Origin of the sequence: Acetobacterium wieringae, assembly GCF_026646375.1 — a bacterium.
Taxonomy (GTDB): domain Bacteria; phylum Bacillota; class Clostridia; order Eubacteriales; family Eubacteriaceae; genus Acetobacterium; species Acetobacterium wieringae_A.
In genome coordinates this window covers 228539-254205 of sequence record NZ_JAIPPU010000001.1, presented here as the reverse complement: position 1 = coordinate 254205, position 25667 = coordinate 228539, and the positions used below count along the sequence as shown (strand labels likewise).

19 protein-coding genes are annotated in these 25667 nt (G+C 41.6%); 7 read left to right on the top strand and 12 right to left on the bottom strand.

Going from position 1 to position 25667, the window contains the following annotated elements; translation table 11 throughout:
• Positions 1–102: 102 nt before the first annotated feature.
• From Q7P33_RS01140 to Q7P33_RS01110, 7 genes are all read right to left on the bottom strand, one after another.
• Positions 103–1128, bottom strand: a complete 1026-nt coding sequence (locus Q7P33_RS01140) for a HAMP domain-containing sensor histidine kinase (protein WP_303866532.1) — start codon at positions 1126–1128, stop codon at positions 103–105.
• Positions 1125–1796, bottom strand: a complete 672-nt coding sequence (locus tag Q7P33_RS01135; protein WP_303866821.1) for a response regulator transcription factor — start codon at positions 1794–1796, stop codon at positions 1125–1127. The genes Q7P33_RS01140 and Q7P33_RS01135 overlap by 4 nt, the downstream gene beginning before the upstream one ends.
• A 180-nt stretch (positions 1797–1976) precedes the next feature.
• The gene (locus Q7P33_RS01130) at positions 1977–3995 is read right to left on the bottom strand and encodes an ABC transporter permease (RefSeq protein ID WP_303866530.1); all 2019 of its coding nucleotides are present in this window, start codon (positions 3993–3995) and stop codon (positions 1977–1979) included.
• Positions 3982–4749, bottom strand: a complete 768-nt coding sequence (locus Q7P33_RS01125) for an ABC transporter ATP-binding protein (protein ID WP_303866528.1) — start codon at positions 4747–4749, stop codon at positions 3982–3984. Before Q7P33_RS01125 ends, Q7P33_RS01130 begins: the two co-directional genes overlap by 14 nt.
• A gap of 177 nt (positions 4750–4926) precedes the next feature.
• Positions 4927–5550, bottom strand: coding sequence for a DUF47 domain-containing protein (locus tag Q7P33_RS01120; protein WP_303866526.1), 624 nt, complete (start codon positions 5548–5550; stop codon positions 4927–4929).
• Between the two features lie 17 nt (positions 5551–5567).
• Positions 5568–6614, bottom strand: coding sequence for an inorganic phosphate transporter (locus tag Q7P33_RS01115; protein ID WP_303866525.1), 1047 nt, complete (start codon positions 6612–6614; stop codon positions 5568–5570).
• Positions 6615–6752: 138 nt separating this feature from the next.
• A complete protein-coding gene (locus Q7P33_RS01110; RefSeq protein ID WP_303866523.1) occupies positions 6753–7325 on the bottom strand; it encodes a hypothetical protein in 573 nt (190 codons plus the stop codon).
• Between the two features lie 236 nt (positions 7326–7561).
• On the opposite strand from Q7P33_RS01110, the gene Q7P33_RS01105 reads away from it, so the two are divergent.
• The 5 genes from Q7P33_RS01105 (at position 7562) to Q7P33_RS01085 (ending at position 16802) form a co-directional block, all read left to right on the top strand.
• Complete coding sequence (locus Q7P33_RS01105) at positions 7562–8254, top strand: TetR/AcrR family transcriptional regulator (RefSeq protein ID WP_303866521.1); 693 nt, start codon at positions 7562–7564, stop codon at positions 8252–8254.
• Between the two features lie 249 nt (positions 8255–8503).
• Positions 8504–9133, top strand: a complete 630-nt coding sequence (locus Q7P33_RS01100) for a corrinoid protein (protein ID WP_303866519.1) — start codon at positions 8504–8506, stop codon at positions 9131–9133.
• Between the two features lie 93 nt (positions 9134–9226).
• Positions 9227–10210, top strand: a complete 984-nt coding sequence (locus Q7P33_RS01095; protein WP_303866517.1) for a uroporphyrinogen decarboxylase family protein — start codon at positions 9227–9229, stop codon at positions 10208–10210.
• Positions 10211–10719: 509 nt separating this feature from the next.
• Positions 10720–15309 carry a glutamate synthase large subunit gene (gene gltB / locus Q7P33_RS01090; protein ID WP_303866514.1) on the top strand — a complete coding sequence of 1530 codons (4590 nt, stop codon included), beginning with the start codon at positions 10720–10722 and terminating at the stop codon, positions 15307–15309.
• Positions 15310–15326: 17 nt separating this feature from the next.
• Positions 15327–16802, top strand: a complete 1476-nt coding sequence (locus Q7P33_RS01085; RefSeq protein WP_303866512.1) for a glutamate synthase subunit beta — start codon at positions 15327–15329, stop codon at positions 16800–16802.
• Positions 16803–16891: 89 nt separating this feature from the next.
• Here Q7P33_RS01085 and Q7P33_RS01080 read toward each other — a convergent pair whose 3' ends face one another.
• Positions 16892–17938 (bottom strand): DUF389 domain-containing protein, encoded by a 1047-nt coding sequence (locus Q7P33_RS01080; RefSeq protein ID WP_303866509.1) that lies wholly within the window; start codon positions 17936–17938, stop codon positions 16892–16894.
• A gap of 970 nt (positions 17939–18908) precedes the next feature.
• Here Q7P33_RS01080 and Q7P33_RS01075 point away from each other — a divergent pair.
• Positions 18909–19691 carry an alpha/beta fold hydrolase gene (locus tag Q7P33_RS01075; RefSeq protein WP_303866506.1) on the top strand — a complete coding sequence of 261 codons (783 nt, stop codon included), beginning with the start codon at positions 18909–18911 and terminating at the stop codon, positions 19689–19691.
• 131 nt (positions 19692–19822) lie between these two features.
• Here Q7P33_RS01075 and Q7P33_RS01070 read toward each other — a convergent pair whose 3' ends face one another.
• The 4 genes from Q7P33_RS01070 to Q7P33_RS01055 form a co-directional block, all read right to left on the bottom strand.
• Positions 19823–21583, bottom strand: a complete 1761-nt coding sequence (locus tag Q7P33_RS01070; protein WP_303866503.1) for an HD domain-containing phosphohydrolase — start codon at positions 21581–21583, stop codon at positions 19823–19825.
• Between the two features lie 187 nt (positions 21584–21770).
• A complete protein-coding gene (locus tag Q7P33_RS01065; protein WP_303866501.1) occupies positions 21771–22799 on the bottom strand; it encodes a 3-deoxy-7-phosphoheptulonate synthase in 1029 nt (342 codons plus the stop codon).
• Positions 22800–22906: 107 nt separating this feature from the next.
• Complete coding sequence (locus Q7P33_RS01060) at positions 22907–24322, bottom strand: sensor histidine kinase (RefSeq protein WP_303866499.1); 1416 nt, start codon at positions 24320–24322, stop codon at positions 22907–22909.
• On the bottom strand, positions 24312–25043 hold the full coding sequence (locus Q7P33_RS01055) for a LytTR family DNA-binding domain-containing protein (RefSeq protein WP_303866498.1): 732 nt from the start codon (positions 25041–25043) through the stop codon (positions 24312–24314). Before Q7P33_RS01055 ends, Q7P33_RS01060 begins: the two co-directional genes overlap by 11 nt.
• Positions 25044–25233: 190 nt before the next feature.
• Between Q7P33_RS01055 and Q7P33_RS01050 the strand changes: the two genes are divergently transcribed.
• Entirely contained in the window at positions 25234–25635 is a 402-nt protein-coding gene (locus tag Q7P33_RS01050; RefSeq protein WP_303866496.1) for a hypothetical protein, read from the top strand.
• Positions 25636–25667: the final 32 nt, after the last annotated feature.

Genomic DNA, 25667 nt, shown 5'->3' with positions numbered 1-25667 from the left:
TGGATATATTACTATAACATAAATATTTTATGTTCTGCCATCATTTCAGACAATGCTTAAAGATTTTAATATTATTTTTGCTTAAACAACTCGTTTTTTTAATCAAACATCATAATAATCATTCCAATAAGGAAAATGGATAACTACTTTTGTTCCCTTTCCAGAATTAGATGAGATGGTAATACAGTGCCCCAGCTTTCTGGCTATTTTCTGACTCAGATACAATCCAATTCCCGTGGACGTGACATATTTACGACCATTGCTGCCAGTAAAATTTTTGTCAAAAACCCTGAGAATATCCTCTTCTTTTATACCAGCCCCTTGATCTTCAATCGTTAATGTCACCTCCTCTTCAAATGATTCTCCATAAATACTTATTTCCCCATTCTTTTTCGAATATTTGATGGCGTTGTCGAGGATTTGTTTGATAATAAAACCCAACCACTTTTCATCCGTATCAATATGTAAATCAAGACTTTTTAGTTGTAAATTCAAGTTTTTATTTGTAATACTCGAAAACGCTCTTTTTATACATTCATTAACCACCTTTTTCAGGTTGATGCGATTGATGATATAGTCTGTTGCAAAATCGTCGGTTCGGGAATAAAACAGTGTCATTTGGACAAAATCTTCAATCTTCTCGATTTCGTCTTCGATACTGTAGAGCACTTCTTCTGAGGGATGATCCAGACTATTTTCAATGATCAATTTTGATGCAGCAATGGGTGTTTTTATTTCATGAACCCACATAGTGATGAATTCACGGTTTTCAATGCTTTTGGATTGGTATTCACTTAATTTTCTGTTAATAGCCTGATATTGTTTTAGCAGTAATTCATTAAACATCCGTTGTTCTGAAGTAACTGGCAAGGGCAGCGAATTTACCCAGTCCAGACCTTCTAAGTCCGCTGTTTTTTTTAACTGCTTATAATATTTATTCTTACTGATAAAATCAACTACTAAATAAACTGCAAATATAAATAGTGCTACGGCAACCACATACAAACCGTTTGAACGGCTTAATGAGACGGTTTCGCCGATATATATGATAGTCCCGATAAACAACGTCGTAATGATATTGATAAGGATCAGATACTTCTTATCCCATAAATAGTCTTTGATATTCATATTTTATATCCTGAATTCTTGATTGTCTCAATATAATTTTCGAGCCCCAAATCTTTGAGTTTTTTTCTTAAACGGGTGATATTGACTGTCAGGGTATTGTCATCAATAAAACTGGCATCTTTCCAGAGACTTCGCATGATTCGCTCCCGACTGACTGTATTGCCCCGGCTCTTTAATAGTAACCCAAGGATCTGGGCTTCATTTTTTGTCAGTTTAACACTTTTTTCATTGACGGATACCACCCCGCTACCAATATTAAAAATAAGACCCTGATGGGAAATAATATCCATTTCAGTGTTATCGTAGGAATAGGTGCGCCGCAAAAGTCCAGCTACCTTGGCAAGCAAAACATCAATGGAAAAGGGTTTGATCAGATAATCGTCTCCGCCCATATTGGTTGCGATGATGATATCCATGTCGGCGCTCTTGGATGAAATGAAAATAATCGGAACCTTTGAGAGAAGCCTGATTTGACCGCACCAGTAATACCCATCATAAAATGGCAAAATGATATCCAATAATACCAGATCCGGTTTATAGGCCATAAATTCAGGCAAAACATCCGAAAAATCTGTGACCGCAAGGGAATCATAGCCAGCTTTCTTCAGATTTTCCACCACAATGTCCGCTATTTTTTTGTCATCTTCAATTAATAATACTTTAAACAATACTTTCACGCTTTCTATCAATAATCCACGCTTTTTACCGAAATACAATGAGCCTCGCCGCCTGTTTCAGACGACCGGCAGCGAAGCACATAAGCTTTTATCTAATGTTATAACATAGAATTATCCACTCTGACTATAAAACTATGTATTTGGCTTTTTAGTCATTTTAGCACTTTCAGATTATTTTTTCCTGCCGACAATAATGTGCATATAGCTGTTGACCGACAGTAAATAGAAAAAACAGTAGATGATAATGTAAATCCCCACAATTATGCCGGCGTTGATCATCGTCGGCAACTCTTTTCCGGCCAAATCCATGGTCCGGTTATAGGTTAGCAAGGCAAAAACCGAATGCAGAAGTCCGATTGATAACGACAATCCAAATACGATCGCCAATTGTTTGGCAACGGATTTTTTTATCTCCACCCTGCTCATTCCTATTTTTTTGAGGATATCATAACGACTCACTTCCTCCTGGGCCTCAATGATTTGTTTATAATACATAATACTGCCAGAGGCAAGTAAGAATAAGATGCCGATAAATAATCCGATAAACACATAGGCGCCGTACAGTGAAAAAATCGATTGATAGACCCCTATATAACTCAGGTTGGCGATGCCTAGGGTACTGCTGGATCGGGTATTCTCCGGGATAATTTTATTTAATGCCGCCACCGTATTTTCTGAATCGGCGGGATGATCAAACATAATCCCGGTAAAACTGACAACAGCATCTGCTCCGGCCTGTTCCCGATATTTGTTGTAATCCGTGTCACTTAATACCATCGTTGGTTTTAAATATAAATCCAGAATACCAATATATTTATGTAAGGAAACCCCGACAATACGATAGCCATCTGTCATATCTGAAAACTGCAGATTCATCACACTGCCGGTTAAATTCTGGCAGTAATCTTTTTTTGTATTCCCATCAATAAAATAGCATTCGCCATCTTTTAAATCCATATTGAAATCTGTTTTGATATTGTGAAACGTACCAGTTTCAACTTTGGTGTCCTTGATGATTGACTGATAGGTACTTTGTGACATCATATACCCATCAACCGTCATTCCCGGGTTGTTATCCGTTTCGGTTGAGTAATCATCATTCTGAAGCTGTGTTTTTATAATTTCAAACTGATTGGTTGCTGTCACCTTGACTTCGCCGGTCTGCTTGATCACAGCAAGCATCTCATTAAGCTGTTGATCGTCGATATTTTTACTCATATATGAAAATGGCGAGTAATAGGGTACCAGAGCGTCCAAGGCGCGATACATGGAGAAGGTTGCACTCATCATTGTGATGGTAATCGCACAGGTAATGGCGATAAAACTTAACATCTTCGAATTGGCTTTAATTCGATATACGATCTGAGAGATACTGATAATATTCTCCGCTTTAAAATAGAAAGCCTTGTTCTTTTTCAGCGCCAACATGACCATGGGAATAAAGTTTTTAAAAAGTAGCAATGTTCCGATGACAACACAAACTAAAATTACCAGTGCCGGGGTCATCAGATGAAATCCCCCTTCATTGACATTCATGACCATGGCGATTGTGTACCCCATAATAATCAACACAATTGCTAATATTCCCCCCATCACTGAATATTTTGGCAGTTTTTCACTTTCTTTATTTGCAGATAGTAACTCAATCAGTTGATAGCGGTAAATAATTCCATAGGCGTTTAACGAACTGATCATGAACAAAATCAGAAAAGCCACCACGGTTGTTAAGACTGCCTGCCATTGAACGGAAAAAGTGACTGCTGTCCCGTCAGCCATAAGCTTTAATAGGATCATTGAAAAAAAGCGTGAAAATACAATTCCTAGAATTGTCCCACAAACTGTTGCAATCAGTCCCATGATGATATTTTCATAGAACATCATCCGTCCAATCTGTCCTTTTTTCATCCCTACCAGCGAATAAATGGCAATTTCTTTTTTTCTTGTTTTAACAAAAAACTTATTGGAATAGAGTACAAAAACTGAGGAAAACAGAACAATCGCAATGGCGGCGGCTCGAAACAAAACGGTAATCTTGCCGGCTCCAAACCGATACCCGGAAAACTGCGGATTAAAATAAATTGAGCAGAAGATGCTAAAAATGGTCACTGCAAAGATGGTGCTGATTAAATAGATTAAATAACTGCCGAATTTCTTTTTGATATTATTGATCGCCAGATTAAAAAAGTTCACTGTTATCCCCCCCTAACGAAGACAGGACTTTTAGAATCTTGTCAAAAAATTCCTTTCTGGTGCCGGTGTTGAATATTTCCATAAACAGGATCCCATCCTTAATAAAGATAATCCGTTTGCAAAAACTTGCCGCAAAAGCGTCATGGGTTACCAGCATAATCGTCGCCTGATTTTTTTCATTCAATCGTTGCATGCATTGCAGCAGATCTTTGGACGATTTGGAATCCAGGGCTCCGGTTGGTTCATCAGCCAAAATTAGTTCGGGTGCATTAACCATCGCTCTGGCTGCGGATGCCCTCTGTTTTTGACCGCCGGATACTTCATAGGGGTACTTGCCTAAAAAACTTTCAATACCCAATTCCATGGCAACTTGATTGACGGTCTCCTCTATTTCATTGAGACTTTTTTTTGATAGAATCAGGGGCAGGGCGATATTTTCCTTTAAGGTTAACGTATCCAGCAGGTTGTAATCCTGAAAAATAAATCCCAATTTACTTCTCCGGAAATCTGAAAGCTGTGGTTCCTTAATGCCACAGATATCCTCCCCGCCAATGGAAATCTCTCCCGCCGTTACTGTATCGATTGTTGCAATTACGTTTAGCAGGGTAGACTTTCCTGCGCCTGATGGACCCATGATCCCAACGAACTCGCCTTTTTCAATTTCAAAACTGACACCATTGAGTGCCGTTGACACACTACCACCCTGTTTTGAACCATATACTTTTCTGACATCGCTAACTTTTAAAACTGGCATAAAGCGCCTCCAAACATTTACTTTATACTAATTCTATCACGCTGAATTTTTTCTGCCATTGATTCGCCTTACATAATTCTGGCGTTATCTTACATTTTTGAAAGGTGTCGCAACTAAAAAGAGCCTATCTACGTAGACTTTTTTAGTGGGCTTTCATAGAATAGTTTTCAAACGATGCTAGGTCAATCTCACAATAATTCGATGAAGAACATCCACCGTTTCTTCAAGGTTAGTTGACGCATCTTTAATATGATGATAAACTTCCCGTTTCTTTAGAGCCTCCATCGGATCAGCTCCGGCAAATACAAATACCATGCCATCCATATAGAGTTTTTCGATTTCCCGGTGGGTCGCTCTCATTTTGACCACCGCTTCCTCAGATTTGCCATGGTTCTTTTTAAGATCTTGAACCGCCTCAGCAAAAATTTCTACGCCTAAGTTTAACTGTTCCACCATACTGATGATGGTATCATTGGCTTTGACATCAAAGGTTTTCATGGAAATCAATGTTGATTGTGCATATTTAAGAACCCGGTTCATCCCCACCGATATAGAGTAGATATCCCCCCGGTCAAAAGGCGTTGCAAATGCTTCAGTCAGATTCTTTTCCATTTCCATCCGTATATCATCAGCTTCCTTAACATATCGGGTTAGTGCGTCGCTGTCCGATTCTGCGGAACTTTTTAGCCAATCAGACAGAGCACCTACCCCTAAAGCATTACTTTGAGCCTGCATAAACAGCATCTGATGAAAATGATATTTAATTGGAAAAATCCGGTCAATGATATTTCTTTTCTCCATTATGTTTTTCTCACTTTCTAAATCACATTAAAAACAACTGTTATTATGGTATAAATAAAGGCAGAAACCAAAGCCGACAAGGGAATGGTAATGCACCACGCTACCAGAATTTCTTTTACAATTCCCCAATGAACCATTTTATATTCGTCGCCAGCGCCCACTCCCATAATCCCGCCAACGACAACATGCGTTGTTGAAACCGGTGCACCAACCAGGTTTGCCCCTAAAATCGAACATACTGAGGACAATTGCGAATTTAAACTATGCAGCGGTTTAATATCAAAAATACCCCGTCCCAGCGTCTTCATGATACTCCATCCGCCCAACAAGGTACCCATAAACATGACAATTCCACCACTGATTCGAACCCATATCGGTGCCGAATGAACGGCCGTACCGCTCCAGGCAGCCAGAGCCAATGTGAATAGTCCAATAATCTTTTGCGTATCATTGGATCCATGGCTATACGCAAGACCCGCCACAATGAACCACTGAACTTTACTAATTCGCTTATTAATGGAAACCCTGGCATTTCGCAACAGCAGCTTTGTCATTTTTTCCAAAAAAAAGGCAATCATAAAGCCAATAACTGGAGACAAAAACAAGGCCATGATCACTTTTATGATACCGGTGATTTGGTGATTCTCACCAAATAGTTCCGCCCAGCCCCATAAGACATGTTCATAACCAGAGGATACGATCACAGCACCAATGATTCCGCCAATTAACGCATGGGTGGAACTGGAAGGCAACCCCAATTTCCAGGTAATTAAATTCCATAAGGTCGCTCCACAAACTGCCGCAAAAAGAATCGTCAATAAAGCAGCGTTGGTTGGCAGATCAATCAGCTCTGATATCGCATCAGCCACCAGATTTCCGCCGACTACCGCCCCAATCAGACCAAACGCTGAGGCAACCGCAATGGCTTGTTTCGGGCTGGCGGCTCCACAATTGATAAAGGTTGCCACCACCGAACTGGCATCGTGAAGCCCATTTGTCAATGCAAAAACAAGGCCGATTATAATGACTAAAACTAATATGACTATGGCACTTACCGATATCATTTCTCCACTCCTGAAATCTTACGAGTATTCAATATATTTTACTATTTACAACATCAGCAAACCTGATCAGATGCAATAGTAATTACCCTATAAAAAATATCTCAAGCTGCTAGAAGACAGTTTGAGATATTGTTCTTATTAATCAAAAAACATCACATTACTCGTGGTTCCATCGGTTAGAAAGACTGCTTGAAGCATGGTTCCATCCTGATTAACCCACACCCTTATATAGCTGACTTTATTATCTTCAAAGGGAATCTGGGTAGCACTGGTTTCGGTTCCATCACCACCGAGGATATTTTTGACTTCGTCATATGTCGCTCCATCGGGGATACTCTCTGCCTGCGCCTTGGTTACCGGTTTCGTTGTTAAAAAAGCCAGATCTTCGGTCATCGGATAAAACAAGGTTTTACTGGTAGCCAGTCCATTTTCATTAAATAGAACACTTACCCCAAAACCGGTGTTATCATTCACATATGCAAAGCTGTTTTTCATTTGGGCACTTTCAGTTGGAAGTACACCCAATTCGGCATCGACCTGTTCCTTGTCCTGATCCAATTGTACCTTATCATAAAACTCATAAACAGTATCCCTTGAAACATTAGATTGACCGGTAGTACTGCCACTATTTGTGTTTCCGCCGCATCCTGCCAGAACGGACACCAAAATCATCACTACACCCATCATAAGCACTAACTTAATTCGGTTCATTCCATAACCCTCGTCTTTCTTAATTTCAGGATTGAATCAGTTTGAAAATTCGGTTGATGTTTAATTATATAATTTTTACCCGAATATGTACATCTTAAATCTTGATTCTTTTCTTTTTGTCTTTTTTCCATCTCAAAAAAATCAGCACAATCTCTTTCAATAAATTAGACATGGACGATGCTTCATTTTTTATGCTATTATATCTGTATAATACAAAAGAACGAGGACAGTCCATCATGAATACCAGAGATAGAATTTATAATACCGCCAAACGGCTATACCTTGAAAATGGTTACGCCAACACACCAAACACTATGATCGCCAAAGAAGCCGGAGTCAATCTGGGTTTGGTCACCTATTATTTTAAAACCAAAGACATTATCGCCAGTGATATGCTCAATAACAATTATGAGACGCTCTATTCGCATTTGCTTAAGTATCTCCCCACTGATGATGAATTGCTACAATTAATCACCTTTTTTAAATTGCATTTTAAGCTGACCGGAATTGATCCACACTACGACCGCTTTATTTACGAAATGAATAAATTCGATTTACTTGAGAAAGCTACCCGGGATGGCAATCTTTATGAGCTCTATAAAACGTTAGTTGCTCATAACAGTCAAATTCCCATCTCTGAAAAAGGTCTCACCCTGGATTGCGCTGTAACTGCCTCATTTGGGGTAATTCGGGCTTTAACCATGAAACAGTATGAAAAGGAAATACTCATTTCGAAAGAAGAAATTTTCGATCTCTGTATCAATCAGATGTTTTACTCGCTGAAAATTGATTCGAATCATTTGCTAATTAAGTCTCTGATCAGTTCAGCCAACTGTACCATTGATCGATTGCTTGAAGAATATCCCCAATTAACGCAAGTAAAAAATTATTTGTATATTGAAGATGCCACTCTTGTTCGCAAACAATAGTGGCATCTTCATTTTTTTTTTTTTGCCAAGATATTAATCGTTTTCTAAAGACTATCTTTAGTTGTTTATTTTTATTTTACGAATTTAGTTGACTTTTTGCGATTGATCATATATATTGTAATTGCTCGCAAGCAATTACAATATTGGTTGTAAACGAGGTCATTTCACTCATCACTTTAATGTATTTGACGATTCGCTTGCGCACACACGCAAGCATCGCTAATAAAAACACCACACAAGGAGGAAAACATGTCAAAAATTGAAGAAGTCAAAGCAAAGGTCGAAGCCGGAAAATCAAAACTGGTTCCCGGACTGGTACAGGAAGCACTGGATGAAGGAAACTCACCCGCAGATATTCTCCAGGCCATGGTTGATTCCATGGGCGTTGTTGGAGATAAATTCTCATCCGGCGAAATTTTTGTCCCGGAAATGCTCATTGCTGCAAAAGCCATGTCAAAAGGCGTAGAAGTATTAAAACCATTGATGGCTGGCGATGGTTCCACCTCGCTGGGCACCTGCATCATCGGTACAGTTGCTGGTGACCTTCACGATATTGGTAAAAACCTGGTTTCGATGATGATTGAAAGTGCTGGTTTTGATATGGTTGATCTGGGCGTTGATGTCCCCGCAGATACCTTTGTTCAAGCGGTTAACGATAACGCAAATGTCAAACTGGTGGCTTGTTCCGGTTTGTTAACAACCACCATGCCAGCCTTAAAAGAAGCAGTACAGACCATTAAAGCCGCTCATCCAGAGATGAAAGTTATTGTTGGCGGCGCTCCGGTCACCCCGGAATATGCTGCTGAAGTCGGTGCTGATGGTTATGCCCCTGATGCCGGTAGTGCTGCCGTTAAAGCAAAAGAGCTGGTTACCGCTTAAATTCATCCTTCTTAAAAATCTATTGCAACAATTCCAAAAACCAACCATTTCCACTATTCTAATAAACATACCAAAATTTCAGGAGGTATTATTATGTTAACAAAACGACAAAACTTAATGGAAGTCATCAAAGGCGGAAACCCCAATCGATTTGTCAATCAATACGAGTTTATGGATTTGATCATGGAGGCTCCCATGGATTTGCCACTGGCACCGGCTCCTGGTACACGGGTAAAAAACAAATGGGGCATCACCTTCGATTGGCCTGCCGATCAAATCGGTTCATTTCCCATGCATGATGACGAACACAAAGCCTTAAAAGATATCACCGATTGGAAAAACCAAGTCAAAGCACCGGCCATTGAAACCTCCGAAGAAGCCTGGGCTGCTGCCGTTGCCCATGCCAATTCAGTTGACCGCAACGACAAATTTGTCACCGCATTTTGTGCTCCCGGTATTTTTGAAATGACCCACCATCTGATGAGCATGGAAGATGCTCTGATGGCTTTGTACGAAGAACCCGAAGCCATGAAAGAACTGATCGACTATGTTGTTGAGTATGAATTGGCCTATGCCGCAGAGTATCTTAAACACATTCAACCCGATGCTTTATTCCATCATGATGACTGGGGTAGCCAAATCTCAACATTTATCTCTCCAGCAATGTTTGATGAGTTCATTCTGCCTGCTTACAAGAAAGTCTACGGCTTCTGGAAAGCCAATGGTGTGGAACTGATTGTTCACCACAGCGACTCCTATGCTGCGACGCTCGTTCCAGAAATGATCGAAATGGGTGTTGATATCTGGCAGGGCGTTATGACAACAAACAATGTGCCAGAATTGATCAAAAAATATGGTGGTCAAATTTCGTTTATGGGCGACATCGATAGCGGTCGGGTTGATTTCCCTGGCTGGACACGTGAAAAAATTTATGAAGATGCAAAAAAAGCCTGCGAGGAATGCGGCAAGCTCTATTTTATACCAAATTTAAGTCAAGGATTAAATATTAGTTCGTTCCCCGGGGTTTATGAAGCTACCAGCGAAGTGATCGACCAACTCAGTAAAGAAATGTTTTAAATTCAAACATTTTTAAATTAAAATGCTCTATCTGAAAAGAACTCAATCGGTTCTATTTCGTGATAGAGCTATTTTTATCACCATAAATCTTAAAAAAACATTAATTTCTCATCAAATAGTCGTTGTGAGATTGTCAACAAAATCTGCTAGTGAATCTGGGGCTTGACTGTGCGATTTTGGCATACAATTGAACGTCATTTAAAAACAATAATTGCATCAATTTGCAAAATACATTGTAAAAAATTTTTAGTTTATTCAATTCTATTGAGAAATTTTTGTGGTAATTATCTTTCTTTATAGTATAATTATAAGACTCCATCGTGTTTGTAACAATCGGGGATTTTTTTAGCTTAAAATTTTACTAATATTTCTTTCAATAATGATGGATACCGATAATATATATAGAAGGAAATAATAAATTCCCATTTTATAATAATAAATACTATTGAATGTTTACTCAACCAATAGTATTCTGGTCATTACAAAAGATTTTTCTGAGGAAGGTTATAATGCGTATGAAACACACTAATTTACCACCAAAGCAGGGACTTTACGATCCCGGTTTTGAACATGATGCCTGTGGTATTGGAGCAATTGTCCATATCAAAGGAAAAAAATCCCACGATATTGTAAAGCAGGCCTTAACGACACTTGTTAATTTACAACACCGTGGCGGTCGGGGCTCCGAACAGAACACTGGCGATGGTGCCGGAATTCTGATCCAGATCCCCCACCAGTTTATGGAAAAAGCTTCGATTAAAGAAGGCTTTACTCTGCCCCAACCCGGCGACTATGGTTTGGGGATGTTATTTATGCCCACCGATGCCCACGAAAGAAGTCAGTGCGAAAAAATTCTGGAAGATATTATCATCGAAGAAGGTCAAACCCTACTGGGCTGGCGTGATGTTCCGGTGGATCTTTGTGATCTGGGAAAAACCGCCGTTGACAGTATGCCTTTCCTCAAACAGGTGTTTATTCAAAAAGATGCGGCCTTAACCGATACCATGGATTTCGAGCGCAAGCTTTATACCATTCGAAAACAGACTGAAAAGAAAACAAAAAAAGCCGGTCTATCTTTTTATGCTGCCAGTTTTTCATCTCGTACCATCGTCTATAAAGGGATGTTGACCGAAGATCAGGTCGGACAGTTTTATCTGGATTTACAGGATCCCGATGTGACCACTGCCATCGCCATGGTTCATTCCCGCTTCAGTACCAATACCTTCCCCAGCTGGGAAAGAGCGCACCCCAACCGCTATGTGATTCATAACGGCGAAATTAATACCCTTCGAGGCAATGTCAACTGGATGTACGCCCGTCAATCCCTTCTCCAAAGCGAGCTATTTGGTAATGAGCTGGAAAAGACCTTCCCGGTCGTTGATGTCGATGGTAGTGACTCGTCCATCTTTGATAACGCCTTTGAATTTTTGAGTCTGACCGGACGTTCTCTGGCTCACAGTGCCATGATGATGATCCCCGAACCCTGGGCCAAGCACCAGACCATGAGTCCTGAGAAAAAAGCCTTCTATAACTACCACGCCAGAATGCTGGAACCCTGGGACGGACCTGCTGCCATTGCTTTCACCGACGGTGTTCGTCTGGGTGCCGTTCTTGACCGCAACGGCCTCCGTCCTTCCCGTTACTATGTAACGAAGGATGACATGGTTATTCTGTCCTCAGAAGTCGGTGTTTTAGACATTCCCCCTGAAAACATCCTTTGCAAGGAGCGTTTAAAACCAGGACGGATGTTGATGATTGACACTGAAAAAGGTGAAATCATCAATGATGAAGATCTAAAACACGCCGTTGCCTCACAGCAGCCTTACGCCAAATGGCTTGAAACACATAACATCCCCATTGCCAAACTACCGGAGCCGAAGACCAAGTATGTCACCGATAAGGAAACCCTGATTCAGCGTCAAAAAACGTTCGGTTACACATACGAAGATTTAAAAGCATTAATCATCCCAATGGCCAAAGACGGTGTTGACCCAATTGGGGCAATGGGTAATGATATTCCGCTGGCCGTCTTGTCTGACAAATCGCAGGTGCTGTTTAATTATTTCAAGCAGATGTTTGCCCAAGTAACCAATCCTCCGATTGATGCTCTCCGGGAGGAACTGATCACCGGAACAGAAGTCTATCTCGGCGGCGAAGGAAACCTGATTAATCCATTGCCTGAAAGCTGCCATCAGATTAGTCTGGATATGCCAATTCTCAGCAATGAAGATCTGGAAAAAATCCGGGAGCTTAATGATCCTCGAATCAAAACCATTACCTTATCCACCTTGTTTGAAAGCAATACCGGTGGTGACGGTCTGGAAAAAGCCCTGAACGCCATTTTTGCCGCCGCTGATCAGGCAATTGCTGACGGTAATACGATCATCGTCCTTTCTGACCGGGGTGTCAATGAACAAATGGTCCCCATCCCATCGGCACTGGCGATTGCTGGTCTGCATCATCATCTGGTTAATAATCTGACCCGAACCCGAGTCAGTTTGGTTGTCGAGTCCGGCGAACCCCGGGAGGTTCATCATTTTGCCGTACTGATCGGTTATGGCGCCACCGCTGTTAATCCCTATCTGGCTTTCGAAAGCGTTGCTGATCTGATTGATCGCGGAATGTTAACCGATGTAGACTATGAAAAAGCGGTCAAAACCTATATCAAAACCGTCAGTAAAGGGGTCATCAAGGTACTCTCAAAAATGGGTATCTCAACCATTCTAAGTTATCATGGTGCCCAAATTTTTGAAGCCGTGGGGATCAACTCCGACGTTATTGATAAATACTTCACTCGAACCCCCTCGCGAATCGAAGGGATTGGTATCAACGAAATCGCCCGAGAATCTCAAATGCGTCATGATGAAGCCTACCGTAATCCCTTTGGTGATGCCAATGCGCTGGAATCCGGAGGTAACTTTCAATGGCGGGCCGATGGTGAATACCATACCTATAACCCCGAGGCCGTTTATAAACTACAAACTGCCTGCCGAAACGATGATTATCAGACTTATCAGGAATACACGGCTCTGATTAACGAACAAAGCCAACGAACCTGTACGTTAAGAGGCATGATGACCTTTAAAGATCTTGAACCAATTTCCATTGATGAAGTTGAATCCGTCGAAAGCATCTGCACCCGTTTTAAAACCGGAGCGATGTCATACGGTTCATTAAGCAGCGAAGCCCATGAATGTCTGGCCATTGCCATGAACCGCATTGGCGGCAAGAGCAATACCGGCGAAGGCGGCGAAGATCCCGAACGACACATTCCTCTGCACAACGGCGATTCTCGACTCAGCGCGATTAAACAGGTGGCTTCCGGTCGCTTTGGAGTGACCAGCCACTATCTGTCCAGTGCTCAGGAAATTCAGATCAAAATGGCCCAGGGTGCAAAACCAGGGGAAGGTGGACAATTGCCTGGACGTAAAGTTTATCCCTGGGTTGCCAAGACTCGCTATTCAACACCTGGCGTCGGCTTGATTTCACCACCGCCACACCATGATATTTATTCCATCGAGGATTTAGCCGAGCTGATTCATGATTTAAAAAATGCCAACCGTGAAGCCAGCATCAACGTCAAACTGGTTTCTGAAGTTGGTGTTGGAACCATTGCCGCTGGTGTCGCCAAGGCAAAAGCAGATGTAATTCTAATCAGTGGCTATGATGGCGGAACCGGTGCTTCACCACGAACCAGTATACGCCATGCCGGTTTGCCCTGGGAACTTGGACTGGCGGAAACCCATCAGACGCTGGTACTGAATAACCTGAGAACCCGAGTCAAAGTTGAAACGGACGGTAAACTCCTTACCGGTAAAGATTTAGCAGTGGCAACTTTGCTCGGTGCTGAGGAATATGGCTTTGCGACTGCGCCACTGGTTATTCTTGGCTGTGTCATGATGCGGGTCTGTCATCTGGATACCTGCCCGGTTGGGGTAGCAACACAAAACCCTGAACTACGCAAGCGATTCACTGGTGATCCTGGTCATGTTGTTAACTTCATGAAATTTATTGCCCAGGAACTCCGGGAAATCATGGCTGAACTCGGTTTTAGAACCATTGATGAAATGGTTGGCCGTTCTGATAAACTGGAAATGAACAAAGCCATCGATCACTGGAAAACAAAAGGACTGGATTTCTCCAGTATTTTATACCAACCAGCCATTCCAGAAGGCGGCGGTTTATATTGTCAAATCAAGCAAAACCACAATATCGAAAAATCCAAGGATCTAACCGAGCTCCTGGAGCTCTGCGAGCCTGCTTTGGAAAAAGCTGAAAAAGTGGTCATCAACACCACGATTAAAAATGTCAACCGGGTTGTCGGTACCATCGTCGGAAATGAAGTGACCAAACGCTATGGTGAAGCAGGTCTTCCTGAAGACACCATCACCATTAACCTCAACGGTTCTTCGGGACAAAGTCTTGGTGCCTTTATGCCCAAAGGCATGACCATCAAGCTGGAAGGTGATGCCAATGACTATTTTGGTAAGGGCTTATCCGGTGGAAAAATGGTCGTTTATCCACCTAAAGAAGCGACTTTTGTTCCGGAAGAAAATATCATCGTTGGAAATGTCGCCTTTTATGGTGCCACCGAGGGCGAGGCTTTTATTCGGGGTGCCGCTGGCGAACGTTTCTGTGTAAGAAACAGCGGGGTTACTGCTGTTGTAGAAGCCGTAGGCGATCATGGATGTGAATACATGACCGGCGGAAAGGTCGTCATTCTGGGAAAAACCGGGCGAAATTTTGCCGCCGGAATGTCCGGTGGAATTGCTTATGTGCTGGACTTGGATGAGAACTTCTGTGAATCTTGTAATGCTGAAATGGTCGATCTGGTAAAAATCACCGATGCGGTCGAACTGGCTGAACTTAAAGAACTCATCACCAAACACCGTGATTGTACCAACAGCTCACTGGCTCAAAAAATCCTGGATGACTTTGATCACTACGCAAAACAGTTCACCAAGGTTTTACCTCGAGATTATAAACGGATGCTGGATGCCATGGAACGGGTTAAAGCCCTCGGTCTTACCGGCGATGAGGCCTTAATGGCGGCTTTCGAAGAAAATAACCGGGATCTGTCCCGGGTAAGTGGAAACTAGAGAGGAGGTAAACAATTATGGGAAAATCAACAGGATTTTTAGAATATAACCGGGAAGTGCCCAAGGATCGGGAACCTCTTGAACGGATTAAAGACTGGCAGGAATTTCATTTAGAGCTGCCGGAAGAAAAACAACGCCTTCAGGGCGCCCGCTGTATGGATTGCGGTGTACCCTATTGCCATTCTGGTATGATGATTGCTGGCGGAGCCTCTGGCTGCCCAATCCATAATTTAATCCCTGAATGGAATGATATGATTTACAAGGGGTTATGGAAAGAAGCCCTTATTCGACTGCTTAACACCAATAATTTCCCTGAATTCACTGGCCGGGTTTGCCCGGCTCCCTGTGAAGGGGCCTGTACCGTCGGGCTAAACCAACCACAGGTAACCATCAAAACCAATGAATGCACCATTATCGATCATGCTTTTAAGGAAGGCTGGATTACGCCAAACCCACCAAAGGTTCGAACCGATAAAAAAATCGCCGTGGTGGGCTCCGGACCAGCTGGCCTGGCCTGCGCAGCGGAACTCAATAAAGCTGGCCATAACGTTACGGTTTACGAACGGGCTGATCGGATTGGGGGACTGCTGATGTATGGTATCCCCAACATGAAGCTGGATAAGATCGATGTCGTTCAGCGTCGGGTTGACCTGATGACCGCCGAAGGAATCAACTTTGTCACCGATACCGAGGTCGGTAAAGACTACGCCGTTACCGATCTAAAAGCCGATTACGATGCGGTAGTACTTTGTGGTGGAGCCACCAAACCCCGGGATCTGCCCGTGGAAGGTCGAAATCTTAACGGCGTTGACTTCGCAATCAACTTTTTATCAGCCAACACCAAAAGCCTGCTGGACTCCAACCTGACAGATGGTAATTTCACTTCTGCCAAAGACAAGCATGTGGTCATTATCGGCGGTGGGGATACGGGTACCGACTGCGTTGCCACCTCGATTCGTCATGGCTGTAAAAGCGTTCTGCAATTGGAAATCATGCCCAAACCGCCGGTTTCCCGAGCATCAACCAATCCCTGGCCGGAATGGCCCAAAACCTACAAGCTTGATTATGGTCAGGAAGAAGCAGTGGCCTTGTATGGCAGCGATCCTCGCCAATACTGTACCACCACTAAAAAAATTGTTGGTGATGCCGACGGCCATGTTAAAGAAGTTCATACCATCGAAATTGAGTGGATTGCTGATGAAAACGGACGGATGACCATGCGTGAAATCCCCGGAACTGAAAAAGTTCTGCCAGCAGATCTGGTTTTACTGGCGATGGGCTTTCTGGGGCCGGATGACCAGCTGGTTGACCAACTGGGTCTGGAACGAGATCCACGCTCCAATGTCAAAGCCGATTACGGGGTTTACCAGACCAGCGTGGACAATATCTTTGCTGCCGGAGATATCCGCCGGGGCCAGAGTCTGGTGGTCTGGGCCATCAATGAAGGCCGGGAAGCCGCCCGAGCCTGTCATAATTATTTAACTAAAAAATAAATTGCTCCTTAACGCGTCTAAAACAGCCACAAAATCCGGTTCGGATCTTGTGGCTGTTTTTCAGGTTAATATTAAATTCTTCGTCGTTTCTAGACAATCACAATTTCACCTTCTCGTATCCCGGCACTGTTCGCTTTTTCAAAATAGTTAAAGAGGGTCGTTCGGATGTCCTGAACCACTTCCAGGGAATAGCCTTCCATTCCATAGTCGGCCATATTTGTTTTGATCCGATCAATCTGATCCGGGCTGTAAACTTCCCCAATCAAATCCAGTCGCAGATTTTTTTGATCTGGGTCAATGGTTGCTCGTATGGTGGTGGTTGTCGATGAATTGACTTCTGCATTGACAAAATTTTCGACCTTGCTGGTCAAATTATTATCAATAATCGAATTTACCGCCACATAGGCAGCTGAAACGGCGGCCGGGATGGTGATCAGAATCATCCCCATAATGATCCCCCGTTTCAAAATCTTGTTGAAGCGTTCTTTAACCACCGCCGCCTGCTTGAGCTTTAACAGCTTACAAAAGGCAAAGGTTGCCAGCATAATAAAAAAAGCATTGATCGTAAATAAATAAGCCGCTGGGAGAATATAATCCGGATTGCTGTTGGCGATGCCATAGCCTACGGTACACATTGGCGGCATGAGTGCAGTGGCAATAGCGACGCCGGGAATGACATTGGTTTTTTCTTTTCTAGTCACACCGATAACCCCAGCAGTTCCTCCAAAAAAGGCGATTAGCATGTCAAAAAAAGAAGGACCGGTTCTGGCGATTAATTCACTGGTGGCCTCATGAATCGGGGTCAGCGAGAAATAGATGGAAGCACCAATCAAAGCGATAATAATCTGGATCATAAAATTAAGGGCAGCATTCCGTAGTAATAATCCATCATAGGTCGCCAGACTATACCCCATGGCAATAATCGGGTTCATTAAAGGTGAAATTAACATCGCTCCAATAATGACCGCTGTCGAATTGGTATTTAAGCCAACCGAAGCGACAATTATCGCGCAAAACAGAATGATCAGCGGAGCCCCTTTCAGTTTGACACCCGATACGATACTTTCATGGATGGCATCGGCATCCATTTGATCAGATCGGATATCAAATAAACTGTTTTTGAAATACTCAATCATACTAAATCTCCCAACCTCATTTACTCATTTACTTATTCTTTTTTTACCCAATTGGCACTCATCAAATCGACAATTCGACATTTTTATTGATTATAACAGATCCTACGACCGGATTCAGCTCTATTATTTAAAATATAACCGTTAAGCGCAAAAAAGCTGAAAGCCGATTCCACAATTATTTCTGTAGAATCGGCCTCAGCTTACAATCTCAGTTGTCATTTTTTGGGACTCACCCCTTTCTGCTTATCAAAAATCTCCCGTTTCGCTTTTCCAATGTAAATAGTTCACTAGCTTTCGGGATTATCTTACTTTTTATTTCGTTTTATAATCCTTTCCTGCCGTTTGTGCATTGAGGAATTTTTCATGAAATAAATTTCTGAACAATCTGTTCTCGCGTCCAAATTTCTCCCTTTTGTTTCTCTGAATTTCAATTGAAAATCATCTTCTCTTCTCACATTGATTACCTATTCTTGATCCATTATTTTTATTATGAACACATCTTTTTAAATGTGCAGATCATAATGTGAATACCGATCGCCAATAAATCTGACTGTGATTAACGATGTACTCCTCAATTCTTATGACTTTAAGAATTTTCCCACCGTAGAGTCTATGATCGATAAAATCATTTCCTCGAAGCTTATTTCTGACCTTCTTAGAGATCGATAATCTTCTCCCTGATTTTTTCATTCAGTAAAGTGATTCTTTACTTTTCTATGATCCTGTCATTTTAATTGGAAAAGGATTTGGTTGATCCTTGATTCAATTATATTGTATCATGTTTATGGTAAAAGTAAACAACTGTGCTGTAAACGTTTGTAACTCTTTTGTAAAGAATCAATCTGGCTTTATTATGCCATTTTAAAAAATAATACTTTGATCTATTTTTTAAATTTATCGCCCTTTGCTGATAAATTCATTCATTATGGGTATTAAATAAATGGCGATTCTTTCAAAGAGAGGTGTTGTAATGGTAAGAGTTGAAGACATAAATATGAGCTGCCGAGTTTATGGATCCGGATACCCCCTGCTTTTAATAATGGGTTATGGCGGAACCATGAACTTATGGGAGGAACGGTTTCTGCGTTCGCTGTCAAAAAAATACAAGGTCATTATCTTTGATAACCGCGGCATGGGTGAAACAAGTTCTGGTCATAAGCCTTTCACAATTGAACAGTTTGCTGAAGATACTTATGAAATGCTGGTTGCGTTAAAAATAGAAAGGGCTCATGTACTGGGATGGTCTATGGGTGCATCAATCGCTCAGGAGTTAGCTTTAAGGCATCCTGAAATTGTTAACAAACTGGTTCTTTACGCTTCACTTTGTCATCCGGAAATCTTTCCGCCTGAACCGAAGGTTCTTTTCCGGCTTGAAAACACACTGGGAATTCCGTCAGAAAAAGGTTATGAGTGGCTACGACTGATCTTCCCTCCTGAATGGATAAAACATAATCCGGATCGAATTCGGGAAATTTTTCACCGCCCACTGGGGGTTATGAATAATGATTCCATCCTGAAACAGGCCGATGCTATCAATAAATGGGAAGGTTCCTGCAATCGCATTCCTTTTCTAAATCACGAAACCCTGGTAATCGATGGTAAAGACGATCTGATTCTCCCCTCCGAAAATGCCGAGTATCTGGCCAGTCGATTACCGAACTCCAAGCTTATTTTAATTCCCGAAGCAGGACATGGTCTAATGTTTCAAAAACCCGATAAATTCACATTAATCATTGATCTATTTCTTGACTGATACGACAGATCCGTTTTTTTAATTCTGCAAATTATCAGTAACACTGTTCAATAATTGATAATTCACTGCATAACTGGAGGCTGGTTTCTAAATGAAGAGACCAGCCTTATTTATATATCGTTTTTCATTTTTTATGAATATCGGTTTGGGCTAAACAGTTCATCACAGACCGGATTTGCCTGCATAATTCCAACAAATACCGAAACAATGTCGGGATCAAATTGAGAGCCCGCGTTTTTCTGAATTTCAGCTAACGCATTTTCACAATTGGTTGCTTTTTGATAGATCCGGTTCTCAGTCATGGCATCATAGGCATCCGTAATTGCAATAATTCGTGACAACAGCGGAATCTCTTCTCCGATCAGGCCTTTTGGGTAACCACTACCATCCCAATGTTCGTGATGGCAAAGAATATACTCAGAGATCGATACCAGCTCTGGTGAAGCACACGCAATGCGATAGCCAATTTCCGGGTGCTTTTTCATTTCAATCCATTCTTTTTCAGTCAGTTTACCGGGTTTTGCCAGAATCCGATCATCAATTCCCACCTTGCCAATATCATGAAGTGTCGCCAGCAATTCCAGATTGTCCAGTTCGATTTGAGAAAGATTGAGGGCTTCGCCAATCATTCGGGACAAAGCGGCCAAGCGTTCAGAATGCTCTTCGGTTTCATGACTTTTTTCATACATCGTCGCTTTGATCGAAGCGATAATGGCACTATGGGAGCTGCGCTGTTCCAATAGCTTGCGTTGGTTCATGTATAACTCGGCTCTTTTGATGGTTTCCTTCAAATCACCATGGGGTTCTTCTTTTGTTCCCGAGCCTAGGGCCACGTTAATATGAAATGCTTCATTCAAAATTCGCCGATTATGTACAGCAAAATTTTGCTTTATTGCTTCCATCTGTATCAGCGCCGCTTCACGGGATGTTTTAGGCATCAGGATACTAAATTCATCACCACCGGTTCTGGCAATAATTTCTCCATTCTGACAACTGTTTTTTATAATTCGGGATGTTTCGATGATCATCCGATCCCCAGCTTCATGGCCAAAGGCGTCATTCATCAGTTTAATCCCATTGATGTCGCCAACAATAATTGAAATTGGCAGTTGTTCATTGATGTCAATCCGCTTTTGCTCCTCCTCCCAAAAGAGTCGATTGTATAACCCTGTCAGATGGTCATGATAACTTAAATAGCGGTATTTTTGTTCACTGGCTTCCAGGCTTCTTTGGGATCGGATGATGACTTTCGCTTGTTTATCAAGCCCATCATAAATGACTTGGATAATAAACAACAAACCAATCCCGAGAATCTGACTGCTGATGGCAACTATTGGCCATCTTGACTGATAATCAACAATGGCAAATTCGTTGAAAAAGCCACGAATCATCAAAATCGTAATAACCAGAAACGCGAATAGATTAAAGGCAATGAACTTTGAAACCCACTTTTTGTCCAATAACGACCCCGATAACACCAGAACAACTGTCACACAAACCATTCCGGCCCCCATTGGCCCTGCCACAATCAGCACCAATACACTGGCAAAATAACCGATTAGAAGAAAAAATAGTTTTTTGATTCGCAGATTGATCTTATGACTAAGCAGGACAGCGGCGGAGACAAAGTAAAGTAAAAACTCTATAACCGATACCACATATTTGCCTTCTTCATAAAATAGATAGGCGCCATAAAAGAACAGAATCGGCCCCAACAGAATAAAATAGAAAATAATATCATAAAACAAATGATTTTTTAGATAATTAAGATCCTGGTCTCGATTCCCTTCTCCGTTATTTTTTATATTATAAATAATGACTCTCAGGTTTTTTAAACACTTTTTTATGAAGCCCATCATAACAGCAATCGTTTGTCTGATTATCTGATTCATCCTTCATAACCCTTTCAACACATATTAGAACTGTCAGATTATTTTAAATATAAATGCTTAGTAATTTGATACCCTCTGTTTATACGTTTAGTCACTTACTTTTTTAAATATCCCGCCTCTGATCGTTTTTAGTCATTAAAAAAACGTCAATTGCTTATTGACAAACAATTGACGTTCTTTTTGCTTATTATACTTTTTCAGCAATGGTTCGAATTAACTCTTCTGAAGCTTTCCAGCCAAGACAGGAATCGGTGATGGATTTACCATATACCCCGCCATCGACCGGCTGGTTCCCTTCTTCAATGTAACTTTCAATCATCAGACCCTTCACATATTTTTTTAAGCTGGCATCATAATGACGATTACGTAGGATTTCTCGGGCAATTCGTGGCTGTTCGCCAAAACGCTTGTTGGAGTTGGCATGATTCAAGTCAATTATAATTGCCGGGCAGGAAAAATCACGTTTTTCATATAACTTAATCAGATGCATAATATCTTCATAATGATAGTTGGGATAGTTGCGCCCATGCTGATCCACCGATCCACGCATAATCGCATGGGTTAGTGGATTTCCATTTGTTTTTACTTCCCAACCCCGGTAGATAAAGGTGTGTCCTGCCTGAGCGGCCTGAATGGAATTCAGCATTACTGTAATATCGCCGCTCGTCGGGTTTTTCATTCCCACCGGAATTTCCAGACCCGAGACCGTTAAGCGATGTTTCTGATTTTCTACCGATCGGGCCCCGATAGCCACATAACTGAGCAAATCTTCCAGGTAGGCATAGTTTTCGGGATATAGCATTTCATCCGCACAGGACAAACCTGTTTCTTCAATGGATCGGATATGCAATCGGCGAATGGCTTTAATCCCTTCAACCATGTTTGCTTCTTTGTTGGCATCCGGTTGATGAAGCATCCCCTTATACCCTTCGCCGGTGGTTCGTGGTTTATTCGTATATATTCGCGGAATGATGATAATCTTATCGGCCACTTCCTTCTGAATTGCACTTAAACGATTCACGTAATCAATCACGGCTGTTTCATTATCTGCTGAACAAGGCCCAATGATTAAGATAAAACGATCATCGTTTCCTTCAAACACATTTCGGATCATCTGATCCCGCTGGGTTTTTATTTTTTTGCCCGTTTCAGATAAAGGCATCATTTTTAAAATTTCACTGGGTGATGGGATTTCCTGGATCAACTCAAAACTCATTTGTTACTCCCTTTTTCACAATTTTTCGCCAAATTTTACATCGATCTGATCGCTACACATAATTCTGACCGTTGTATCGGCACTTTTACTAGTATTTATTATAGTAATTAATGTTCCAACTGACAAGGATTATTATTGATTCCCCGACCATCCCGGATCGAGAGACGATCTGGAGCGATTGTCCGGCTGTTGTTGGACAACACAACCGCCACGCTAAAGATCTGATCATCGGCTTCAAATCGGGCTTCGCCGTCATATTTTTGGGCGATGGCTGTTACCGACACGATTCCAATACCGGATGACTGCTCTCTTTTCTGAGAAAGATAGACGCCATTTTTCATTGAGATTTTCCCACTAAAACGATTGTCCACCGTAATATATAACTTATTGCCAATAAACTGAGATGCCAGTTTAATCATTTTTTCCCCCGAGATGATTCGCCGGTTGGCTTCCAGAGCATTCTCCAAAATATTTCCAAAAACCACACATAAATCCGTTTCATCAATTCTTAAATCCTGGGGTACCCTTGCTTCGACGGTAAAATCAATCGCTTCCAGCTTACAAATGTTGGCGTAATAGCCCAGTATGGCATTTACCGCATCATTGCTGCAATACATAATATCTGCAATGCTCAAACGGTTCCCCAGCAATTCAGCGATATAACTTTCAGCCTTATCCCCATTCTTCTGTTGGATCAATCCCAGTACTGTGTTTAAATGATGCCTCAGGTCATGTTCACCTTTGCGGGTCTCTTCAATACAGACTCCAAATTTTTTATAGTACTCAGACTGAAATAGCAATTGTTGTTTAATAACCTCATTGCTTTCGGCCAGAAGGATGTTTTTCTGAGTTTGTTCCAGCATTTCAATGACTACATAATAAATCAGGTAAAAGCCTAAAAAGGAAACCAGATTAAACACCAGAAACTGCCATTGAGCAATCAGGGTCGCATTCAGAGCGCCAAAGGCCAGACTGATAATATAATAAACCATCGGGATAATCCAGAGGTACCCCCAGGCCTTGTTGCGAGTCGCCATCACTTGACTAATTTTCTTTCTGAAAAAAATCCATACCAGGGGATACGTCAACACCAGGATGGCGCATTGAAACAGGTTAAAGTAGAAAGAATAAGAGGTTTGAACATAAACCCGATGCAATCCATAAGTCAGATAAGCAATCTCCAGAAACTTGGCCATGGTGACAATAAACTCGGCATAGCTTTTAACCAGTAATCCAACAAACAAAAGCTTAGCGGGCGTTCCCCGAACCATTGCGGTATAAACCCCCAGGTAGAGCAATAAAAAAAAGACGCTGTGAAACGCTCGCAAACTGTTCCAATTCGGAACCCATTCAATGATCAAGATCACTGAAATAATGTTTAATACCATACACAAGGTACCCACTATAATTACCGTTTTTTTCGAATATCGGAGCTGCTTCCAGACCGGTATAAAGGCTAAAATAAAATAAGGGCCAATTGATAACGCAATCCCCCAAATGATATTCAGATTACTACTTAGCAATGGGTTCACCTCTAACTTTTGCGAAGATAAAGTCCAGATACTTTTGTCGGACAGCTACACTGTTACTTCGGGGAATTCCCACCCGATCGCCATTATTCATAATGAAATCAGTAGTCGTATAATCCTCGACGTGATTCATATTAATGATGCTGCAACGGTGGCAGCGCAAAAATGGTGTGCCGCCTAACAGACTTTCCAGCTGAGATAAGGGTAGATAGGTTTTAATTTCTTCCTTTTCTGTATGGATAACCGAAATCTTATTAAACACTTCCACATAAATAATATCTTTCAGACGGATGGGAACTTCCAGCTTTCCATTGGGAATACGAATCGCTTTCCCCCCCTCTGTCAGCACTGCTTGACAACGATCCAATGCTTCAAAGATTTTTTCTTTTGTGATTGGCTTGATGATATAATGCTGGGCTTTTAACTCAAAGCCTTCGATGGCAAAATCTCTACTTGAGGTAATAAAAACCATTTGGCAGTCTTCCCCTGCATTTCGCAGCTGTCTGCCAATTTCGATGCCGTTGCCCTCTTCCAAATATATATCTAAAAAGACGATACAAAATGATTCGGGCTGATAATGGGCCCAAAAATCCACTGCCGTCGAAAAAAAAGCGATTTCGAAATCACAGCAATTGATGTCACTGTATTCTTTTAAATACCGCTCAATTTTTTCCTGATATACTTGTTCATCTTCGCAAACTGCTATATAAACCATGCTGTCCTCCATCTGACCGTTGATTCATTAACTGTTTTTGATAATTTTATCATATTAAATCCGATTTCACAATTTATTTGCAACTTCCTGACAGTGCGAAACGGATATTTTCGCCGTGTATTTGAATTGTCATCCCACTTTTTTGTTGTTATGATTGTCTTACGTTAAATTTATTTATGAGGTGAAAAGTATGAAAAAAATGAAATTCTTCAGTGTTCTATTGGTTTTTTCGCTATCGTTGTTTATTTTTACCGGCTGTGGCAGCTCATCGGCTTCTAATGATTCTGATGATACCACCGTTTATTCTCAGGATTTTACCATTATTAACGACACTGGTATCGAGATTTACGCAATCTATGTATCGCCCACTGGTGAAGCCAGCTGGGGTGATGATCTTCTGACAACCGATACACTGCTAACCGGAAGCTCAACTGACATTGTTTTCGATACCGAGGTTGAAGAACAATACTGGGATCTGATGGTTGCTGACTCGGCTGGCACTACCGTTGAGTGGTCGAATATTGATTTGTTCTCAGTTTCCGAAATTACCTTAAAAATTGAGAATGGCAATCCTACTGCCACGTTCAAGTAAAATTACAAACCCCGCTAAGAATTGATAAAAAT